The organism is Pacificimonas flava (genome assembly GCF_000342165.1).
In the GTDB taxonomy this organism is placed as follows: Bacteria; Pseudomonadota; Alphaproteobacteria; order Sphingomonadales; family Sphingomonadaceae; genus Pacificimonas; species Pacificimonas flava.
Genome location: NZ_AMRV01000003.1, coordinates 380053 through 398032, shown reverse-complemented (window position 1 = coordinate 398032; position 17980 = coordinate 380053). Strand labels below are relative to the sequence as shown.

The window sequence follows — 17980 nt, the reverse complement described above, 5'->3', positions numbered from 1 at the left end:
ACCCTAAGAGCCGATGGAATGACGGCACCCTCTCGCCCCCCGCAGCCGGGAACTCTCGGCCTGATCGGCGGCACGCGGCTCGTACGCCTGACGGCCGCGTCGGAACGCACCGGCTGCGACATCTACGGCAAGTGCGAATTCGAAAATCCGGGCGGCTCCGTCAAGGACCGGGCGGCGCTGTGGATGATCGAGGCGGCGGAGCGGGACGGACGCCTGCGGCCCGGCGGAACGGTCGTGGAGGGCACTGCGGGCAATACGGGAATCGGCATCGCTACCGTCGCGAATGCGAAGGGCTACCGCACCGTCATCGTCATGCCGAACAATCAGTCGGCGGAGAAGATGCAGACCCTTCGCGCACTCGGTGCGGACCTGGTGCTGGTGCCGCCGACGAAATATGCGGACCCCGAACATTTCGTTCATCGCAGCCGCCGCATTGCCGAGGAGATGGACAATGCGATGTGGGCCGATCAGTTCGACAATCAGGCGAACCGGCAGGCGCATATCGACGGAACGGCGGCGGAGATATGGGACGCGCTCGATGGCCGCATCGACGGGTTCACCTGCGCGGCCGGTACCGGTGGAACCATCGCCGGCACGGGCATCGGCCTGAAACAGCGTTCCGGGGACGTGATCATCGCCCTCACCGATCCGTTCGGCGCGGCGCTCTACAATTATTATGCCTGCGGCGAGTTGAAGGCGGAGGGGTCGTCCGTTGCTGAGGGGATCGGCCAGGGCCGCATCACCGGCAATCTGGAGGGCGCGCCCATCGACACGCAGTTTCGCGTTTCCGATGAGGAGGCCGCGCTGGCGGTGCAGGAACTCAATACCGGCCAGGGTCTGTGTCTCGGCCTCTCTTCCGGCATCAACGCGGTCGGTGCCGAACGCCTGGCCGAGCGGCTCGGCAAAGGCTCCGTCATTGTGACGATCCTCTGCGACAGCGGCTTCCGCTATCTTTCTACATTGTGGAATCCCGACTGGCTGGCCGAAAAGGGCCTGCCGGTTCCAACGGGGCTTCGAAAGCCGCACTGATGGAACCGCTGGCGCGTTTCGAGAATGTCGGGCTTCGCTATGGCACCGATGCGGAGGTGCTGCGCGATATCAGCTTTCGCCTCGATCCCGGCGCGTTTCTGTTTCTGGTCGGGCCGTCGGGGGCTGGCAAGACTTCGCTTTTGAAGCTGCTTTACCTCGACCGGCGCCCGACCCGCGGCCGCTTCACCCTGTTCGGTGAGAATATCGGCGCGGCGCCGCGCACGAAACTACCCGCCCTGCGCCGGCGGATCGGTGTCGTGTTCCAAGATTTCCGGCTGCTCGATCATCTGTCGGCGTTCGACAATGTCGCGCTGCCGCTGCGTATCGGCGGCGTTGCGGAAGCGGAGGTCGCCGCGCATGTCGAGGAGCTGCTGGACTGGGTGGGGCTTGCCCGTCGCCGCGATGCCCGGCCGCGCACGCTGTCCGGGGGGGAGCAGCAGCGACTCGCCATCGCACGCGCCGTCATCGCCCGGCCCGACCTGCTGCTGGCGGACGAGCCGACCGGCAATGTCGATCCGGAGATGGCCGGCCGGCTTTTGCACCTGTTCCATGAACTGAACCGGCTGGGCACGACCGTGGTTGTTGCGACGCACGCCCTGCAATTGTTGCCCAAGGTTCCGGCGGCGACGATCATGAAGCTGGACCGGGGAGAGATCGCCGATCCAGTCGGTGCCTTGCGCAACCCGCCCGCCCCGCCCGAAACGCGCGCGGCCGGCGCTGCGCGATGAATTCGTTCCTGCAGCCGCGGGCCGAGCGCTATCGCTACCTTCCGCGCGAACGGGCGGCGCGCACGGCGCTGCCGTGGATCGTGGCGCTAATGGTTTTTCTTGCGACCCTCGGCGTTGCGGCGGGCATCGGGCTTGGCAGCGGCGTCGGCGCGCTGGGGCGTGATTTTCGCGGCGAGATCACGGTGCAGATCGTGGAGCCGAACCCCGATCTTCTGCCGCGCCAGCGCGATGCCGTTGCCGCCATGCTACGCTCGGACGGGCAGGTTTCCGGCGTTCGCGTTCTGGCTGAGGCCGAATTGAACCGGTTGCTCGAACCCTGGCTCGGCGGCGCGGACCTTGGCGATACGCTACCCATGCCGGCGATGATCGATGCGCGGCTGGATCGCGGCGCGGACCTAGACCGGCTGGAACGGCGGGTGCGCGCGCTGTCCCCCGGCGCGGTCATCGACGATCATGCGCGCTGGTTCGCCCCCATCGGGACCCTTGCCGCCGTGCTGGCGGGGATCGCGCTTCTGGCCGCGGTGCTGCTGGCCGCCGCGACCGCCGCCATCGTCGTGCTGGGAACGCGCGCGGGCCTGAGCCGCCACCACGAATCCATCGCCGTTCTGCACCTGATGGGGGCGGAGGACAGCAGCGTTGCTGCCCTTTTCCAGTACCGGCTGGCCAGAACGGCACTGATCGGGGCGACCACCGGGTTCCTCCTGGCCGTGGCCGTCATCCTTCTGGTCGGCCGCCTGCTCGCCAATATCGGCAGCGGCCTCGTCTCCGCCAGCTATTTACCCCTGTGGGGCTGGGCAGCCCTGCTGCTCGTTCCCGTCGGGGCGGTGGCCCTCGCGCTCTACACAAGCCGCCTCACGGTGGAGCGGGCACTCAGGCATTCGCTATGATCCGCACGCTTGCCAAGCTGCTTCTGCTGCTGCCGCTTCTTTGGCTGGCGGGGTTCGTGTGGTTTCTGCTGGCCATGCCGGGGGCGGCGAGCACCGATATTCACACCGACGGCATCGTCGTGCTGACCGGCGGGCCCGGACGCCTGGCGCGGGGCGTCGAGGTGCTGGCCCATCGCGGCGCCGACCGGTTGCTCGTGTCGGGCGTCGCGCGGGAAGTAAGGCCGGAGGATCTCGCCGCGGAGCTCCGCATCGACGAGCGTGTGTTCGCCTGCTGCATCGACCTCGGCAAGTTTGCCGAGGATACGCGGGGTAACGGGGCGGAGATTGCCAATTGGGCCGGCCAGCGCGGCTATGACAGCCTGCGCGTTGTCACAGCCGCCGATCATATGCGCCGCGCTCTCGTCGAAATTCGCCTGCGCCTGCCGGAGAGTGTCGAACTGGTCGCGGATGCCGTGCCGCCGACGGGAAACACCCTGTCCTATGCACTGGAATATTCAAAGCTGCTGGCCAGGCTGGGGCAAAGCGCTGTAGGCGGCGCCGCGTGATCCTCCTCCGCAATATCCTGTTCCAGCTGGCCTTCTATCTCGGCAGCATCGTACTCGTTCTTGGCGTCGCCGTCATGGCGCTCATATCGCCGCGTCAGGCGCGGGCCGGGGCGCATATCTGGTCTCGCTACGTGCAGATCTGCACGCGGGTCTTCCTCGGCATCCGCTTGCAGGTGGACGGGACCCTGCCCTCCGGCGGGGGCGTCATCGTCGCGCCGAAACACGAATCCTTTTACGAAGCGATGCTGCTGCCGGCGATCTTTCCCAGCGCCGCCGTCGTCATGAAGCGCGAACTGTCACGCATTCCCGTGTGGGGCTGGGTCGTCACCCGGCATGGCTCGATCTTCGTGGACCGGGAGGCGAAATCGTCCGCCATGCGCAGCATGCTGAATGCCGCCGCCCGCGCTGTGGAGGAGGATCGGGAGATCGTCATATTTCCGGAGGGATCGCGCGCGGAGGCCCATCAGGCGCCGCCGCTGCGACCGGGCGTTGCCGGCCTTTACCGTCTTCTGAAACTGCCGGTGGTCCCGGTGTCGCTGAACAGTGCACATGTGTGGCCGCGCAAGGGTCTGAAACGGCCCGGGACGGTCCGGCTGAAGGTTATGCCCGTCATCCCCGCCGGCCTGCCGCGGGATGAGTTCGAGGCCCGGCTGCACGCAGCCATCAACGGGCAAACGGCAGGGACAACGGCGCCGTGACCCTGAAAGCCGTGCGTCCCTTCCTGTTCGTCCTCGCGCCCCTGCTGATCGCGCTTGCCGCCTATTATGGCTATTGGCGCGCAGAGGCGGATGCCGCTGCCTCTGCGGTGGAGGCCCAGCTTGGCACACGGCCGCAGATGAGCGGCTTTCCCTACCGCATCGCTGCCAACCTGCCCGCCGCATCGTTGAACCGGGGCGGGGGGGCACTCGCACTCGCGCTGAATGCGGGGCGGACGGAGATCGACCGTGGCCCGCTGAACGGCTCGCTGTTCGTCGGGACGTTCACCGATATTCAGGCGGATGTCAGCGCCCCCGGTCTGGTTCCCGACATGCTGGCCGTCACCGCGCCGCGCGCCGCGGGTAGCCTCCGCGTCTCTGCCGGGCAGATCGCGCGCCTCTCCATGATTGCCCAGACCGCCAGCCTCACATCGCCGCGGTGGAGCGGCCCTTTGCGCGTCGAGGGGGCGGAGTTGCATTTTCGGGAGACGCCGAACGCGACCGCGGCAGCAGGGCCGACCCCGCCGGGCCAGGCGGAGGCGCGGCTGGCCGGAACCGCGCATTTCGACGGCGACGCCGTCGTCGCGCTGTCGCTGCCCATCCGCATTAACGCCGACGCGCCGCTGACCAGCCTGCCGGCATGGCGCAGCGGCGGCACGGTCGAGATCGAGGGCGGCACCCTCTCCGGCGCGGACGGCGAAGCCTTCGCCGGCGTCGATGCCACTCTTGCCCCGCTGCCGGGCGGGGAGATGGCCCTGGCGGGCACGCTGACGACGGACTGCCCCGAAACGGCGCAGTGGCTGCTGGGCGGCGGTCCGCATCCCGGCGCGGAGTATCGCCGCCGCCGGCCGGCCGAATTCGCGCTGACCGGAACCCTGTCCGCGCCGGCCCTGCGCGAGCGGCCTACGCCGAGCGGGGGCCTCGTCCGAAGTCAGGAGCCGCCGTGTCCTGACCTGCGTCGATGACGCGCCGCCGTGTGTCGCGCGTCGCTGAAAAATGTCGGTGCAGCGTGTCGCCGTCATCCCAGCGAATGGCCCGCTGAAGCGCGGTCAGATCCTCCGTGAAACGCTGCAGCATGGCCAGCACGGCATCCTTGTTGGCCAGGAAGACATCGCGCCACATGGTCGGATCGGACGCGGCGATGCGGGTGAAATCGCGAAAGCCGCCGGCGGAATATTTAATCACCTCGCTGCGCGTCACATCCTCGACGTCCGAGGCGGTTCCGACGATGGTATAGGCGATCAGGTGCGGCAGGTGGCTCGTGACGGCCAGCACCATGTCGTGATGTTCGGCGGTCATGATCTCGATCTCGCTGCCGAGGCGCCGCCAGAATTCCGCCAGGCGCTCGACATTGACGGGGTCGGCCACGTCGGGGGGCGTCAATATGCACCAGCGCCCGTCGAACAACTCCGCAAAGCCGGCCTCGGGCCCGGAATTCTCCGTGCCCGCCACGGGATGGGCGGGGACGATCCTCTGCGGTCCGGGTAGAGCGGCCATCAGCGCATCGCGTACGCTCGTCTTGACCGAGCCGACGTCGCTGATGACGGCATCCGGCGGAAGGTCGCCCGCCAGGCTGTCCGCGACGGCACTCATGGCAAGGGGCGGCACCGCCAGAATGACAAGATCGGCATCCGTTACCGCCGCGCCGGCACTGTCCGCGATATCGTCAAACAGCTGCAGGGCCTGCGCACGGGCCCTGACATCGGGATCGAGGTCGTGGCCGGTCAGCGTCACGCCCGGCATCTTGGCGCGAACCGCGCGTGCCAGCGAGGATCCGATCAGGCCGGTGCCGATGATCGTCAGGCGTGCGAAGGGCAGCATCAGCCAGCGGCACCCGTGAAGGCCTGCAGAGCGGCGATGACCTCCTCCGTCTCCTCCTCGGTGCCGACGGTGATCCGCAGCGCGTGCGCCAGGTCCTGGTTCGGCAGCCAGCGGGTCAGAATGCCGCGTTCGGTCAGATAGCGGTTCGCATGTTCCGCTGTCAGCGGGCCGTCCTCGGGAAAGGTGACCAGCACGAAATTCGCGGCGGAGGGCACCGGCCGCAGCCCATGATTGCCTAGCGCTTCCACCGCATCTGTCAGGCGGCTGCGCAGCCGGGCGTTTTCCTCGCGGCAATGCCGTACCCAGCCCTGCTCCGCCAGCGCGGCGATTGCCGCAGCCTGCCCCTCGCTGGTGACGTTGAAGGGTCCGCGAATGCGGTTCAGCGCGTCGATGATCTCGGGATGGCCGTAGGCCCAGCCCACGCGGGCAGCGGCCAGGCCGTAGATCTTCGAGAAGGTGCGCGTGGTGACGACGTTCGCATGCTTGCGGGCCAGCGAGATGCCATCCTCGTAACTGTCCTCATCGATATATTCCGCATAGGCCGCGTCGAGAACGAGGACCACGTCCTCGCGCAGGCCGGCATGCAGACGCTCGACCTCCTCTCTTCCGATGACCGTGCCCGTCGGATTGTTCGGATTGGCGAGGTAGACGAGCCGGGTCTTTTCCGTCACCGCCGCGAGCAGCGCATCGACGTCGGCGGTATAGTCGGTATCGGGGGCTGCCACGGGCACCGCACCCGCCCGCCGCGCGGCGATCGGATACACCATGAACCCGCGCCGGACGTAGAGAACTTCGTCGCCCGGCCCCGCATAGGCGAGCGCAAGCAGTTGCAGAAGCTCGTCGGAGCCCGTTCCGCAGACGATCCGATCCGCCTCCAGCCCGTGCGCAGCCGCGATGGCGTCCCGCAGCCGGTGGCTGGCGGCGTCCGGATACCGGTGCGCCCCTTCGCTGGCTGTCTTCATCGCTTCGATGGCGGCCGGGCTGGGGCCAAGGGGGTTCTCGTTCGAGGACAGCTTGACCGTGCGCGTGCCGCTTTCGCCGGACCGGCCCGGCACATAGGGGGCGATCTCGGCAATCCACGGTTTCATCTTCGGGGGCATTCGAAACTCCGCTGTCTCAACATGGTGGGATCTTCGCGGTCCCGCATAGCCATGTTGTGCCATGCAACCAACGCCCTAAGGGCGCGTTCGATTCGCATATGGCCGCAAGAAGGAACCTGGGTCATGGGTAGAGGCGGAAAGGCTGTAGCGAGCATCGTTGCGCTGGCGGTTATCGTCGTGGTGGTTCTGTTCGGCACGGGCATGCTGGAGCTGGAATCCAGTGGCGGTCTGCGTGCACCGAATGTGGAGGTTAGCGGCGGCGACGTTCCGCAGGTCGCCCTGAAGACCGGGTCCATCAAGGTCAGTTCGGATCAGGCGACGGTGGACGTGCCGCGCATTGCGGTGGACCGGGACCAGCTTGAGGTCAACGTGCCGACTATCGACATCCAAACGTCGAACGACGAGGGTTGATGGTGGCGAATCGGAACACGCGCTAGGAAATTTCGCCAATGGGCATACTCGTACTCATTCTGACCGTCGTCCTGCCGCCGCTGGGTGTCGCCATCGGCCGCGGCAATGGGACGGACATCATTATCAATTTGGTCCTTACGCTGCTCGGATGGGTGCCGGGCGTCATTCATGGCATCTGGGTCAATTACGCCCGTTAAGCTTCAAAGCCGCTTCATGCAGGCCGCGCTGGATCAGGCGCGGGCTGCGGCCGCACGCGGAGAGGTTCCCATTGGCGCGGTGATCGTCATCGATGACGAGATCGTCGCCGGGGCGGGGAACGAAACGCGCGGCCGGCACGACCCGACCGCGCATGCGGAACTCCTGGCCATACGTGCCGCTGCCGCGCATGTCGGCTCCGAACGCCTTCTGTCAGCGGACATCTATGTGACGTTGGAGCCCTGCGCCATGTGTGCGGGGGCGATTTCCCATGCGCGTCTCAGGCGGCTGTATTTTGCGGCAGACGATCCGAAGGGCGGCGGGGTTCACAGCGGCGCGCGCGTATTTTCCCACGGCACCTGTCATCATCGTCCCGACATTTATACGGGCATCGGGGAAAGGGAGGCGGCGGACCTGCTGAAAAGTTTCTTCCAGGACCGCCGCTCCAAGTCGCGTTCGTTGAAGTTCTTCTGATATCGAGATTCGAAGAACTCTCATATTTCCGTTTTCGTAACCGATAAAAGAAAACGGCCCGAACTGGAAAGTTCGAGCCGTTTGCTTGAACCGGAACTCAGGGTTCCGGATATGGCGTAGCCAGGTATGTTACATCCGGTCTACGCGATCCTTGACGTTGTCCTTGACCTCACCCTTGGCCTGCTGGAATTCGCCCTTGCGTTCCTGCTGATAGCCTTCCTGCTCCATCTCGGGATCGCCCTTGGCACGGCCAATGTCCTGTTTCGCGTTTCCAGTGGCTTCGTTCAAAGCACCTTTGGCCTTGTCAGTGAATTCACCCATGGTAAAACTCCAATCTTTACTGCGGCGGTACTTTGCCGCGTCTGCCTTACTCGCTCATGATTAGAACGGGCGGGGCGGTCTGGAGTTCCCTGAATATCGCTTGATTTCCCCGACTGGTCTCAGATCAGACCGGCCAGCGGGCTCGATGGATCGGCATACCTGCGGCGTCCCATGCGGCCTGCCAGGTATGACAAGCGGCCCGCCTCGACGCCCGCCTTCATTGCCCGGGCCATCATGACCGGGTCCTTCGCCTCTGCGATGGCCGTGTTCATCAGAACGCCGTCGCAGCCAAGTTCCATCGCCGTCGCCGCGTCGGACGCGCAGCCGACGCCGGCATCGACGATGACCGGCACGGATGCCCCCTCGATGATCAAGCGGATGGTGACGGGATTCTGAATGCCGAGGCCGGACCCTATGGGCGCGCCCAGCGGCATGATCGCGGCCGCGCCGGCGTCCTCCAGCTTCTTCGCGGCAATGGGATCGTCGGCGCAGTAGACCATGACGTCGAAGCCGTCCTTCACCAGTTCCTTCGTGGCGGACAGGGTCTGCTCCATGTCGGGATAGAGCGACTTTGCCTCTCCCAGCACCTCCAGCTTCACCAGTTTCCAGCCGCCCGCCTCGCGCGCCAGGCGCAGCGTGCGCACGGCGTCGCTGGCCGTGAAGCAGCCGGCGGTGTTCGGCAGGTACATGACCTTCTTCGGATCGATGAATTCCGTCAGACGCGGCGCACTCGGATCGCTGACATTGACGCGGCGCACGGCGACGGTGACGATTTCCGCCCCCGCCGCTTCGACAGCGCGCGCGTTCGTTTCGAAATCCTTATACTTGCCCGTGCCGACGATCAGGCGCGAGGTAAAGCGCGTGCCGGCAATGTCCCAGCCATCGTCTGCGGCGGCGCGGTTCGTCACGTCTCCGCCGCCGACGAAGTGCACGACCTCGATCTCGTCGCCCGAGGCGAGCTGCGTGGAGTCGTAAGCCGATTTCGCGACGATCTCCATATTGCGCTCGACGGCGACGGATTCGGGATCCTGGCCGAGTTCGTTGAGAAGATCGCGCACGGTGGCGGGCTTGTGGATCCGGCGATGTTCGCCGTTCACGGTTATGGGTAGCGTCGTGTCCATGGGTTTCCAAACTGAAGTCCGGACGGATATAGGCATGCCTTCCCGATGAACCAACCGGAAGCCCGAGGCATACGTGGCCGAAACCGCCGACAAGCCGCTGATCATGGTCCTGAACGGCCCGAACCTGAACCTGCTCGGCACGCGTGAGCCGGCGATCTACGGATCGGACACGCTCGACGACATTGCCGGCCGTCTGGAGGATGAGGCGCTGGCCCTGGGGGTCGCCGTCGACATGCGCCAGTCGAACCATGAGGGGCACCTGATCGATTGGCTGCACGAGGCGCGGGCCGACGCCGCCAGGGCGGTCATCCTGAATGCCGGCGCGTTCACGCACACCTCGATCGCGCTTTACGATGCGATCAAGGCGGTGGAACTGCCGGTTATCGAGGTTCATCTGTCGAATCCGCATGCGCGAGAGCCGTTTCGCCGGCGCAGCTATATCGCGCCGGTGGCCAAGGGCGTGATTGCGGGGCTCGGCGTGGAAGGCTACAGCTTGGCCTTGCGTGCGGCCGCGACGCTCTGAACGGGCGGGCAGCAGGCCGCGTTTGAGACTTTAAGGGGACATTGAATGGCACAGGCACCCAAGAGCGGCGCTATGACCGTCGATACCGAATTGGTGCGTCAGCTTGCCGAACTGCTCGGCGACACGGGCCTCAGCGAGATCGAGGTTGAGGACGGCGAGCGCAAGATACGCGTCGCGCGCCAGATGACGGCGGCGCCCGTCAGCTACGCGGCGGCGCCCGCACAGGCCGCGGCCGCGCCGGCGGCACCAGCGCCTGCGGACGCGCCCGCGGCACCCGACATGAAGGCGCATCCCGGCGCCGTGAAATCGCCGATGGTCGGCACCGTCTATCTGGCGCCGGAGCCCGGCAAGCCGAACTTCGTGTCGGAGGGGGACCGTGTCGAGGCCGGCGACACGCTGCTGATCGTGGAGGCGATGAAGGTCATGAACCCGATCACCGCGACGAAGGCCGGAACAGTGAAGAGGCTCTGCGTCGAAAATCAGGAGCCCGTCGAGTTCGATCAGGTGCTGGCGATCGTCGAGTAACCCGCCATGTTCGAAAAGGTCCTGATCGCCAATCGCGGCGAAATCGCGCTTCGTATCCTTCGCGCCTGTCATGAAATGGGCATACAAACGGTCGCCGTGCATTCGACGGCCGATGCAGAGGCGAAGCATGTCCGGCTGGCCGACGAGGCGGTCTGCATCGGCCCGCCGTCCGCCGCAGACAGCTATCTGAACATCGCCAACATCATCGCCGCGGCAGAGGTGTCGGGCGCCGATGCCATCCATCCCGGCTATGGCTTCCTGTCGGAAAACGCGAAGTTCGCCGACATTGTCGAGGCGCACAACATCGCCTTTATCGGCCCCAGCCCGGAACATATCCGCGTTATGGGCGACAAGGTGCAGGCGAAGAAGACCGCCGGTGCGGTCGGCCTGCCGCTGGTTCCGGGTTCGGAAGGGGCGGTATCCGACCTGGAGGAGGCGGAGACCATCGCCTTCGAGATTGGCTATCCCGTGCTGGTGAAGGCCGCATCCGGCGGCGGCGGACGCGGCATGAAGGTGGTTGAGCGTCCGGAGGACCTGTCGCGCTCCCTGTCCCAGGCGAAGTCGGAGGCGAAGGCCGCGTTCGGCGACGACACGGTCTATATCGAGAAGTACCTCGGCAATCCGCGCCATATCGAGTTCCAGATCTTTGGCGACGGGCAGGGCGGCGCGGTGCATCTGGGCGAACGCGACTGTTCGTTGCAGCGCCGCCATCAGAAGGTGCTGGAGGAGGCGCCGTCGCCGGCGCTTAGCGCCGACGAGCGCGACCGTATGGGGGAGGTGTGCCGCCAGGCGATCGCCGACCTGAAATATCGCGGCGCCGGCACTATCGAGTTCCTGTACGAGGACGGCAATTTCTACTTCATCGAGATGAACACCCGACTGCAGGTGGAGCATCCCGTGACGGAGATGATCACCGGCCTCGACCTGGTCCGCGAGCAGATCCGCGTCGCCGCAGGCCTGCCCATGTCGGTTACGCAGGCCGATGTGCGCCTGTCGGGTCATGCCATCGAGTGCCGCATCAATGCGGAGGATCCGCGGACCTTCGCGCCCTCGCCGGGTTTGGTGGAGCAATATCATGTGCCCGGCGGCCTGGGCGTGCGCGTCGACAGTGCGCTCTATGACGGTTACCGCATTCCGCCCTATTATGATTCGCTGATTTCGAAGCTGATCGTCTACGGCGCGACGCGCGAAGAGTGCATCATGCGCCTGCGCCGATCCCTTCGCGAATATGTGATCGAGGGGCCGAAGACGACCATTCCGCTGCATCAGGCGCTGATCGAGGAACCCGATATTCAGAACGGCGATTACTCGATCAAGTGGCTGGAGGCGTGGCTGGCCGCGCAGGACTGAGCGGCGGCGCCGGTCCAAACGCCGGCCGCTGCTGCCGTGATCATCTTCTCCCGGTCCGCTCTAAAGTGGCGGCCGGCGAGAAGGATCGGTTCGCCAGCAAAATCGAGTCGCGGACAGCCCGCCCCGCTCCATGCAGGCGCGACGAACGAAGAGGCTGATGAACTCAGGCGCGCGTCCAGCGCGGCAACCTGGCGCTTTTGCAGCGACCCGGCCGTCTGCCCAGTGAAATATGCAGGCTCGCTCGCCTTGACCCGCAGGGGCGACGCCCGCCAAAGACGCTGGGGAAATCCGGGAGCGACTGAATTGATCAAGAAAATCCTCATTGCCAATCGCGGCGAGATCGCCTGCCGCGTCATCAAGACCGCGCGCCGGATGGGCATTGCCACCGTCGCCATCTATTCCGACGCCGATGAGGCCGCGCTGCATGTGCGCATGGCGGACGAGGCGGTCCGGATCGGTCCGCCGCCGGCCGGGGAAAGCTATCTCCTCGCGGACAAGATCATCGAGACCTGCAAGCATGTCGGCGCCGACGCCGTGCATCCGGGCTATGGCTTCCTGTCGGAGCGCGCGTCCTTTCGGGAGGCGCTCGACAAGGCCGGTATCACCTTCATCGGCCCGCCGGCCGGCGCCATCGCGGCGATGGGCGACAAGATCGAATCGAAGAAGCTGGCGCGCGAGGCTGGGGTCAATGTGGTGCCCGGTTTCGTCGGCGAGATCGAGGATGTGGACCACGCCGTCTCCATCGCGGGCGACATCGGTTATCCCGTCATGATGAAGGCCTCCGCGGGCGGCGGCGGCAAGGGCATGCGCCTCGCCTATTCCGAAAAGGACGTGCGCGAGGGCTTTCCCTCCGTGCGGTCGGAGGGGCTGAATTCCTTCGGCGATGAGCGCGTCTTCATCGAGAAGTTCGTCGAAAGCCCGCGCCACATCGAAATTCAGGTGCTGGCCGACAGCCACGGCAATTGCGTTTATCTGGGCGAGCGCGAATGTTCGATCCAGCGCCGCCACCAGAAGGTGATCGAGGAAGCGCCCTCCCCTTTCGTGACGCCGGAGATGCGGCAGAAGATGGGCGAGCAGGCCGTCGAGCTGGCAAAGGCCGTCGGCTATACCAGCGCCGGGACGGTCGAGTTCATCGCCGGCGCGGACCGCAGCTTCTACTTTCTGGAGATGAACACGCGGCTTCAGGTCGAACATCCGGTGACGGAAATGATCACCGGCCTCGACCTTGTCGAACAGATGATCCGCGTGGCGGCGGGCGAGAAACTCGATTTCACGCAGGACGATGTCACGCTGACCGGCTGGGCCATCGAATCGCGCGTCTATGCGGAGGATCCCTATCGCTCTTTCCTGCCGTCCATCGGGCGGCTGACCGCCTATGAACCGCCGGTGGAGGTGGAGGGGGCCGTGCGCGTCGATACGGGCGTCGTGCCGGGCAGCGAAATTTCCATGTTCTACGACCCGATGATCGCCAAGCTGATCACCTATGGCGAAACGCGTGAGGAGGCGATCGACCGAAATCTGGAGGCGCTCGGCCAGTACGTCGTTCGCGGCATCGGCAACAATATCGATTTCCTGTCAGCCGTCATGCAGCACCCGCGCTTTCGCGAGGGGAACATTACGACGGGCTTCATCGCAGAGGAATATCCGGAGGGGTTCGCCGGCGCGCCGCTGACGGATATGCAGACCGTTCAACTCGTCGCGGCGGCGGCCGCCATACAGGCGACGGACACGGCGCGCACGGCGAATATCACCGGACAGCTGAACGGCAGCCCCGCCTATGGCCGCGAATGGGTCATCACACTGGACGGCGACCCCCACTTCGTCGCCATCGACGGGGACGCGCCCGACTTCGACCTTCATTATGGGGGAGAGGACCACGAGCTGGAATCCGGCTATCTGCCAGGCGACCCGCTGTTCCTCGGCAAGCTCGGCGGTCAGGAATTTGCCGTCGAGGTGGAGCGGCAGGAGGTGGGATATCGGCTCGGCATCGCCGGCAGCCGTCACCATGTGCGCACGCTGAGTCCGCGGACCTACGAACTGTCGGAGCACATGATCGAGAAGGTCCCGCCCGACCTGTCGAAGCTGCTGCTCTGCCCCATGCCGGGCCTCGTCGTGACGGTGCATGTGAAGGAGGGCGACCCGGTCGAGGCGGGCCAGCCGCTCGCCGTCGTGGAAGCCATGAAAATGGAGAATATCCTGCGCGCGGAGAAGGCCGGTACGGTGGCGTCCATCAAGGCCGAAGCGGGCGACAGCCTGGCCGTCGACGATGTCATCATGGAATTCGAATAGGAACGGGATGCTGAACACCGCCGGCCGTACGGCCTATGATCAGGACCATGAGCTGTTCCGCGACACCGTCCGCAAGGTGTTCGCAAAGGTCATGGCGCCCAATCTGGACCGACACGAAGCGGAGGGCATCGTCGGCCGCGCGGAATGGCGCGCGGTTGGAGAGGCCGGCCTGCTGTGTCCGACAGTCTCGGAGGCCTATGGCGGCCTCGGTCTCGATTTCGGCTATAACGCCGTCGTGGCGGAGGAACTGGCCTATATCGGGTCCTCGGCCGGGTTCACGCTGCAAAGCGACATCACCGCGAACTATATCGAACGCTACGGCTCGGAGGAGCAGAAGCGGAAATATCTGCCCGGCATGGTTTCGGGCGAGATCATCAGCGCCATCGCCATGACGGAGCCGGGCACGGGCTCCGACCTTCAGGGCATTCGAACGACCGCCAGGCGGGACGGCAACGAACTGGTGGTGAACGGTTCGAAGACGTACCTCACGAACGGCCAGAATGCGGACATCGTCATCGTCGTCGCAAAAACCGATCCGGAGCTGGGTGCCAAGGGCACCTCTCTCGTGTTGGTGGAAGCCGGCGCGGCAGGGTTCGAGCGCGGCCGCAATCTCGACAAGATCGGCCAGCATTCGGCCGACACGTCGGAACTGTTCTTCAATGATGTGCGCGTGCCCATGACAAACCTGCTGGGCGAGGAGGGGCGCGGCTTCGCCTATCTGATGGGCGAGCTGCCGCAGGAGCGCCTGTCCATCGCCATTTCCGCCCAGGCCGGCGCGCAGCGTGCCTTCGACTAGGCGGTGTCCTTCACGAAGGAGCGCAAGGCGTTCGGGACCACCGTGTTCCAGATGCAGAATACGAAATTCACGCTGGCGGAGCTCGCTGCGCGGCTGCAGGTCGGCTGGGCCCATCTCGATTGGGCATTGAAACGGCACATGGCAGGTGAACTCAACACGGCGGAGGCCTCGGCCGCCAAGCTGTGGCACACGGAAATGCAGAACGACGTCTGCGATGCGGCGCTGCAACTGCACGGCGGCGCGGGCTATATGAACGAATATCCCATTGCCCGCCTGTGGCGCGATGCCCGCGTGACCCGCATCTTCGGCGGCACCTCCGAAATCATGAAGGAAGTGATCAGCCGGTCGCTGTGACGAGCGCGGCAGGCGGCCAGCGGTTCGCGCGCCGACGCCGGGCAAAAAAAGGGGCGCCGCTTGCACATGCGAAGCGGTGCCCCTTCTTCTATGCCATGACGGCGCCCGCGGCGTCAGGCGGCGAGGTTACGCAGCACGTAATGCAGGATGCCGCCGTTCCGGTAATAGTGCATCTCGTTCATCGTATCGATGCGGCAGAGCGCGGCAAAGGAGCCGGTCGATCCGTCCGCCCGCTCGAAATCGACGGTCACGTCCTGACGCGGCTCCAGGCTTGCGAGGCCGCGAATCGTGAACGTCTCGTCGCCCGTCAGGCCGTGAGTTTCGGCGCTTTCGCCCTCCTTGAACTGCAGCGGAAGCACGCCCATTCCGACGAGGTTGGAGCGGTGGATACGCTCGTAGCTCTCGACGATGACAGCCTGCACGCCGAGGAGAATGGTGCCCTTCGCCGCCCAATCGCGGCTGGAGCCGGTGCCATATTCCTTGCCGCCGAGCACGACGAGCGGCGTGCCGTCCTCTTTGTACTTCATGGCCGCGTCATAGATCGGCATGGTTTCGCCGGACGGGATATACTTGGTGAAGCCGCCCTCGACGCCCGGAACCATCTGGTTGCGGATGCGGATATTGGCAAAGGTGCCGCGCATCATCACCTCGTGATTGCCGCGGCGGGAGCCGTAGGAGTTGAAATCCGCCTTCGCGACCTGATGCTCCTGCAGATATTCGCCGGCCGGGCTGTCCGCCTTGATGCTGCCTGCGGGGGAGATGTGGTCGGTGGTGATCGAATCGCCGAACACGGCCAAGGCGCGGGCGCCCACGACGTCCTGCGGATCGGTGACCTGCATCGACATGCCCTCGAAATAGGGCGGGTTCTGCACATAGGTGGAGGATGGGTTGAACTTGTAGACCCGGCCGCCCGTCACATCGATGCCCTGCCAGCGCTCGTCGCCGTCGAAGACCTGACCGTAACGCTCCTTGAACATGGCCGGCGACAGCGCGCCCTCGACGACGGACTTCACCTCCTGATTGGTGGGCCAGATGTCCTTCAGATAGACATCCTCGCCATCCTTGCCCTTGCCGATGGGATCCTTGGTCAGGTCCTTCTTTACCGTGCCGGCCAGCGCATAGGCCACGACCAGCGGCGGCGAGGCGAGGTAATTGGCACGAACGTCCGGCGACACGCGCCCCTCAAAATTGCGGTTCCCCGAAAGGACGCTGGTGGCGACCAGATCATTGTCGGCAATAGCCTTCGAGATCGGCGCCGGCAGCGGGCCGGAATTGCCGATGCAGGTGGTGCAGCCATAGCCGACAAGGTCGAAGCCCAGCGCGTCGAGTTCGTCCTGCAGGCCGGTCTTCTCCAGATAGTCGGTCACGACCTGCGAACCCGGCGCCAGCGAGGTCTTCACCCAAGGCTGGCTATTGAGGCCCTTTTCCCGCGCTTTCTGCGCGACCAGACCGGCGGCGATCAGCACATCGGGGTTCGACGTGTTGGTGCAGCTGGTGATCGCGGCGATGGCGACGTCGCCGTCACCGATCTCGTAATCCTCGCCCTCCACCGCATAGCGCGTCTCGGCGTTCTCACGCTCGCGCGCGAAGGTCCCGGCTGCCATGTCCTTGGCAAAGGATGCGCCCAGATCCGGCAGCGCGACGCGGTCCTGCGGCCGCTTCGGACCCGCCAGCGAGGGCACCACGGCACCAAGGTCGAGTTCCAGCGTGTCGGTGAAGACGGGATCGGGTGTGCCGTCCTCTCGCCACAGACCCTGCTCCTTCGCGTAAGCCTCTACCAGATCGCAGCGCCAGTCCTCACGGCCCGTAAAGCGCATGTAACGGATCGTTTCAGCATCGATGGGGAAGAAGCCGCAGGTGGCGCCATATTCCGGCGCCATATTGGCGATGGTCGCGCGGTCGGCCAGTGTCATGGAGGAGAGGCCGGGGCCGTAGAATTCGACGAACTTGCCGACGACGCCCTTCTTGCGCAGCATTTCGACGACGGTGAGGACGAGGTCGGTGGCGGTAATGCCCTCCGACATCTTGCCCGACAGCTTGAAGCCGACGACTTCCGGGATCAGCATGGACACGGGCTGGCCCAGCATGGCCGCTTCCGCCTCGATACCGCCGACGCCCCAGCCAAGGACGCCGAGGCCGTTGATCATCGTCGTGTGGCTGTCGGTTCCGACCAGCGTGTCGGGATAGGCGACCATCTCGCCGTCCGCATCTTCCGACGACCAGACGGCCTGACCCAGATATTCCAGGTTTACCTGGTGGCAGATACCCGTGCCCGGCGGCACGACGCGGAAATTACGGAACGCGCTGGCTCCCCATTTCAGGAACTCATAGCGTTCGCGGTTGCGCTCATATTCCAGCTCGACGTTCTTCTCGAACGCCTGCGGATTGCCGAACGCATCCACCATGACGGAGTGGTCGATGACGAGGTCGACGGGCACCAGCGGGTTAATCGCTTCCGCCTCGCCGCCCAGCGCGTCGATGGCGGAGCGCATGGCGGCAAGGTCGACGACCGCCGGCACGCCGGTGAAATCCTGCATCAAGACGCGCGCGGGGCGATAGGCGATCTCGCGGTTGACGCTTCCCTGCGCCAGGAAAGTCGCGAAAGCCTTCACGTCCTCCTCGCCGACGGTCTCGCCGTCCTCGAAACGCAGCATGTTCTCCAGGAGGACCTTCATGGAGAAGGGCAGCTTGGAGAAATCGCCGAAGCGTTCGGCGGCGGCGGGAATGGAATAATAGGCGAATTCGGTGCCGTTCACGTCAAGCGTGCGGCGGGTGTTCAGGCTGTCGCGGCCGATCTGTGTCATGGAATCGAATGT

General features: G+C 65.5%; 18 protein-coding genes and 1 pseudogene. 14 read left to right on the top strand and 5 right to left on the bottom strand.

Going from position 1 to position 17980, the window contains the following annotated elements; all coding sequences use genetic code 11:
* Positions 1–18: 18 nt before the first annotated feature.
* Genes C725_RS06920 through C725_RS06895 form a run of 6 tightly spaced genes read left to right on the top strand, consistent with a single transcriptional unit; the run spans position 19 to position 4849 of the window.
* Positions 19–1029, top strand: a complete 1011-nt coding sequence (locus tag C725_RS06920) for a cysteine synthase A (RefSeq protein WP_008601325.1) — start codon at positions 19–21, stop codon at positions 1027–1029.
* Positions 1029–1757, top strand: coding sequence for a cell division ATP-binding protein FtsE (ftsE, locus tag C725_RS06915; RefSeq protein ID WP_008601324.1), 729 nt, complete (start codon positions 1029–1031; stop codon positions 1755–1757). Before C725_RS06920 ends, ftsE begins: the two co-directional genes overlap by 1 nt.
* Positions 1754–2644 carry a cell division protein FtsX gene (locus tag C725_RS06910; protein ID WP_008601320.1) on the top strand — a complete coding sequence of 297 codons (891 nt, stop codon included), beginning with the start codon at positions 1754–1756 and terminating at the stop codon, positions 2642–2644. The genes ftsE and C725_RS06910 overlap by 4 nt, the downstream gene beginning before the upstream one ends.
* Positions 2641–3189: a YdcF family protein gene (locus C725_RS06905; protein ID WP_008601318.1), complete on the top strand. Its 549-nt coding sequence runs from the start codon at positions 2641–2643 to the stop codon at positions 3187–3189. Before C725_RS06910 ends, C725_RS06905 begins: the two co-directional genes overlap by 4 nt.
* Entirely contained in the window at positions 3186–3887 is a 702-nt protein-coding gene (locus C725_RS06900; protein WP_008601315.1) for a lysophospholipid acyltransferase family protein, read from the top strand. The genes C725_RS06905 and C725_RS06900 overlap by 4 nt, the downstream gene beginning before the upstream one ends.
* Positions 3884–4849: a hypothetical protein gene (locus C725_RS06895; protein WP_038282038.1), complete on the top strand. Its 966-nt coding sequence runs from the start codon at positions 3884–3886 to the stop codon at positions 4847–4849. The genes C725_RS06900 and C725_RS06895 overlap by 4 nt, the downstream gene beginning before the upstream one ends.
* On the opposite strand, the gene C725_RS06890 is transcribed toward C725_RS06895, so the two are convergent.
* A complete protein-coding gene (locus C725_RS06890) occupies positions 4788–5705 on the bottom strand; it encodes a prephenate/arogenate dehydrogenase family protein (protein WP_008601313.1) in 918 nt (305 codons plus the stop codon). The two genes, C725_RS06895 and C725_RS06890, sit on opposite strands and share 62 nt — an antisense overlap.
* Positions 5705–6805 carry a histidinol-phosphate transaminase gene (hisC, locus tag C725_RS06885; RefSeq protein WP_008601312.1) on the bottom strand — a complete coding sequence of 367 codons (1101 nt, stop codon included), beginning with the start codon at positions 6803–6805 and terminating at the stop codon, positions 5705–5707. The genes C725_RS06890 and hisC overlap by 1 nt, the downstream gene beginning before the upstream one ends.
* 123 nt (positions 6806–6928) lie before the next feature.
* On the opposite strand from hisC, the gene C725_RS06880 reads away from it, so the two are divergent.
* The 3 genes from C725_RS06880 to C725_RS06870 are packed head-to-tail and all read left to right on the top strand — an operon-like array spanning position 6929 to position 7885.
* A complete protein-coding gene (locus tag C725_RS06880; protein ID WP_008601311.1) occupies positions 6929–7216 on the top strand; it encodes a hypothetical protein in 288 nt (95 codons plus the stop codon).
* A gap of 38 nt (positions 7217–7254) precedes the next feature.
* Positions 7255–7413 carry a YqaE/Pmp3 family membrane protein gene (locus C725_RS15745; RefSeq protein ID WP_008601310.1) on the top strand — a complete coding sequence of 53 codons (159 nt, stop codon included), beginning with the start codon at positions 7255–7257 and terminating at the stop codon, positions 7411–7413.
* A 16-nt stretch (positions 7414–7429) separates the two neighbouring features.
* Complete coding sequence (locus C725_RS06870) at positions 7430–7885, top strand: nucleoside deaminase (protein WP_008601309.1); 456 nt, start codon at positions 7430–7432, stop codon at positions 7883–7885.
* Positions 7886–8014: 129 nt separating this feature from the next.
* On the opposite strand, the gene C725_RS06865 is transcribed toward C725_RS06870, so the two are convergent.
* Positions 8015–8206 (bottom strand): CsbD family protein, encoded by a 192-nt coding sequence (locus C725_RS06865; RefSeq protein ID WP_008601307.1) that lies wholly within the window; start codon positions 8204–8206, stop codon positions 8015–8017.
* A 119-nt stretch (positions 8207–8325) separates the two neighbouring features.
* Positions 8326–9327, bottom strand: coding sequence for a sulfur carrier protein ThiS (gene thiS, locus C725_RS06860; RefSeq protein WP_008601306.1), 1002 nt, complete (start codon positions 9325–9327; stop codon positions 8326–8328).
* 103 nt (positions 9328–9430) lie between these two features.
* On the opposite strand from thiS, the gene aroQ reads away from it, so the two are divergent.
* The 5 genes and pseudogenes from aroQ to C725_RS06835 all read left to right on the top strand — a co-directional run bounded on the left by aroQ (position 9431) and on the right by C725_RS06835 (position 15164).
* A complete protein-coding gene (gene aroQ, locus C725_RS06855; protein ID WP_149864590.1) occupies positions 9431–9850 on the top strand; it encodes a type II 3-dehydroquinate dehydratase in 420 nt (139 codons plus the stop codon).
* Positions 9851–9922: 72 nt separating this feature from the next.
* Positions 9923–10375 (top strand): acetyl-CoA carboxylase biotin carboxyl carrier protein, encoded by a 453-nt coding sequence (gene accB, locus C725_RS06850; protein WP_008601300.1) that lies wholly within the window; start codon positions 9923–9925, stop codon positions 10373–10375.
* Positions 10376–10381: 6 nt separating this feature from the next.
* Positions 10382–11725 carry an acetyl-CoA carboxylase biotin carboxylase subunit gene (gene accC / locus C725_RS06845; RefSeq protein ID WP_008601298.1) on the top strand — a complete coding sequence of 448 codons (1344 nt, stop codon included), beginning with the start codon at positions 10382–10384 and terminating at the stop codon, positions 11723–11725.
* A 303-nt stretch (positions 11726–12028) separates the two neighbouring features.
* On the top strand, positions 12029–14014 hold the full coding sequence (locus C725_RS06840) for an acetyl-CoA carboxylase biotin carboxylase subunit (RefSeq protein WP_008601295.1): 1986 nt from the start codon (positions 12029–12031) through the stop codon (positions 14012–14014).
* A gap of 7 nt (positions 14015–14021) precedes the next feature.
* Positions 14022–15164: pseudogene (locus tag C725_RS06835) on the top strand (acyl-CoA dehydrogenase family protein).
* A 113-nt stretch (positions 15165–15277) separates the two neighbouring features.
* On the opposite strand, the gene acnA reads toward C725_RS06835, so the two are convergent.
* The gene (acnA, locus tag C725_RS06830; protein ID WP_008601289.1) at positions 15278–17968 is read right to left on the bottom strand and encodes an aconitate hydratase AcnA; all 2691 of its coding nucleotides are present in this window, start codon (positions 17966–17968) and stop codon (positions 15278–15280) included.
* Positions 17969–17980: the final 12 nt, after the last annotated feature.

Excerpts from the sequence above, each read along its gene's own strand:
- hisC (WP_008601312.1), bottom strand. The coding sequence starts at position 6,805 with ATGCCCCCGAAGATGAAACCGTGGATTGCCGAGATCGCCCCCTATGTG.
- C725_RS06880 (WP_008601311.1), top strand. The coding sequence starts at position 6,929 with ATGGGTAGAGGCGGAAAGGCTGTAGCGAGCATCGTTGCGCTGGCGGTT.
- C725_RS06910 (WP_008601320.1), top strand. The coding sequence starts at position 1,754 with ATGAATTCGTTCCTGCAGCCGCGGGCCGAGCGCTATCGCTACCTTCCG.
- thiS (WP_008601306.1), bottom strand. The coding sequence starts at position 9,327 with ATGGACACGACGCTACCCATAACCGTGAACGGCGAACATCGCCGGATC.
- C725_RS06905 (WP_008601318.1), top strand. The coding sequence starts at position 2,641 with ATGATCCGCACGCTTGCCAAGCTGCTTCTGCTGCTGCCGCTTCTTTGG.
- accB (WP_008601300.1), top strand. The coding sequence starts at position 9,923 with ATGACCGTCGATACCGAATTGGTGCGTCAGCTTGCCGAACTGCTCGGC.
- C725_RS06920 (WP_008601325.1), top strand. The coding sequence starts at position 19 with ATGACGGCACCCTCTCGCCCCCCGCAGCCGGGAACTCTCGGCCTGATC.
- accC (WP_008601298.1), top strand. The coding sequence starts at position 10,382 with ATGTTCGAAAAGGTCCTGATCGCCAATCGCGGCGAAATCGCGCTTCGT.
- C725_RS15745 (WP_008601310.1), top strand. The coding sequence starts at position 7,255 with ATGGGCATACTCGTACTCATTCTGACCGTCGTCCTGCCGCCGCTGGGT.
- acnA (WP_008601289.1), bottom strand. The coding sequence starts at position 17,968 with ATGACACAGATCGGCCGCGACAGCCTGAACACCCGCCGCACGCTTGAC.
- C725_RS06865 (WP_008601307.1), bottom strand. The coding sequence starts at position 8,206 with ATGGGTGAATTCACTGACAAGGCCAAAGGTGCTTTGAACGAAGCCACT.
- C725_RS06870 (WP_008601309.1), top strand. The coding sequence starts at position 7,430 with ATGCAGGCCGCGCTGGATCAGGCGCGGGCTGCGGCCGCACGCGGAGAG.
- ftsE (WP_008601324.1), top strand. The coding sequence starts at position 1,029 with ATGGAACCGCTGGCGCGTTTCGAGAATGTCGGGCTTCGCTATGGCACC.
- aroQ (WP_149864590.1), top strand. The coding sequence starts at position 9,431 with ATGGTCCTGAACGGCCCGAACCTGAACCTGCTCGGCACGCGTGAGCCG.
- C725_RS06890 (WP_008601313.1), bottom strand. The coding sequence starts at position 5,705 with ATGCTGCCCTTCGCACGCCTGACGATCATCGGCACCGGCCTGATCGGA.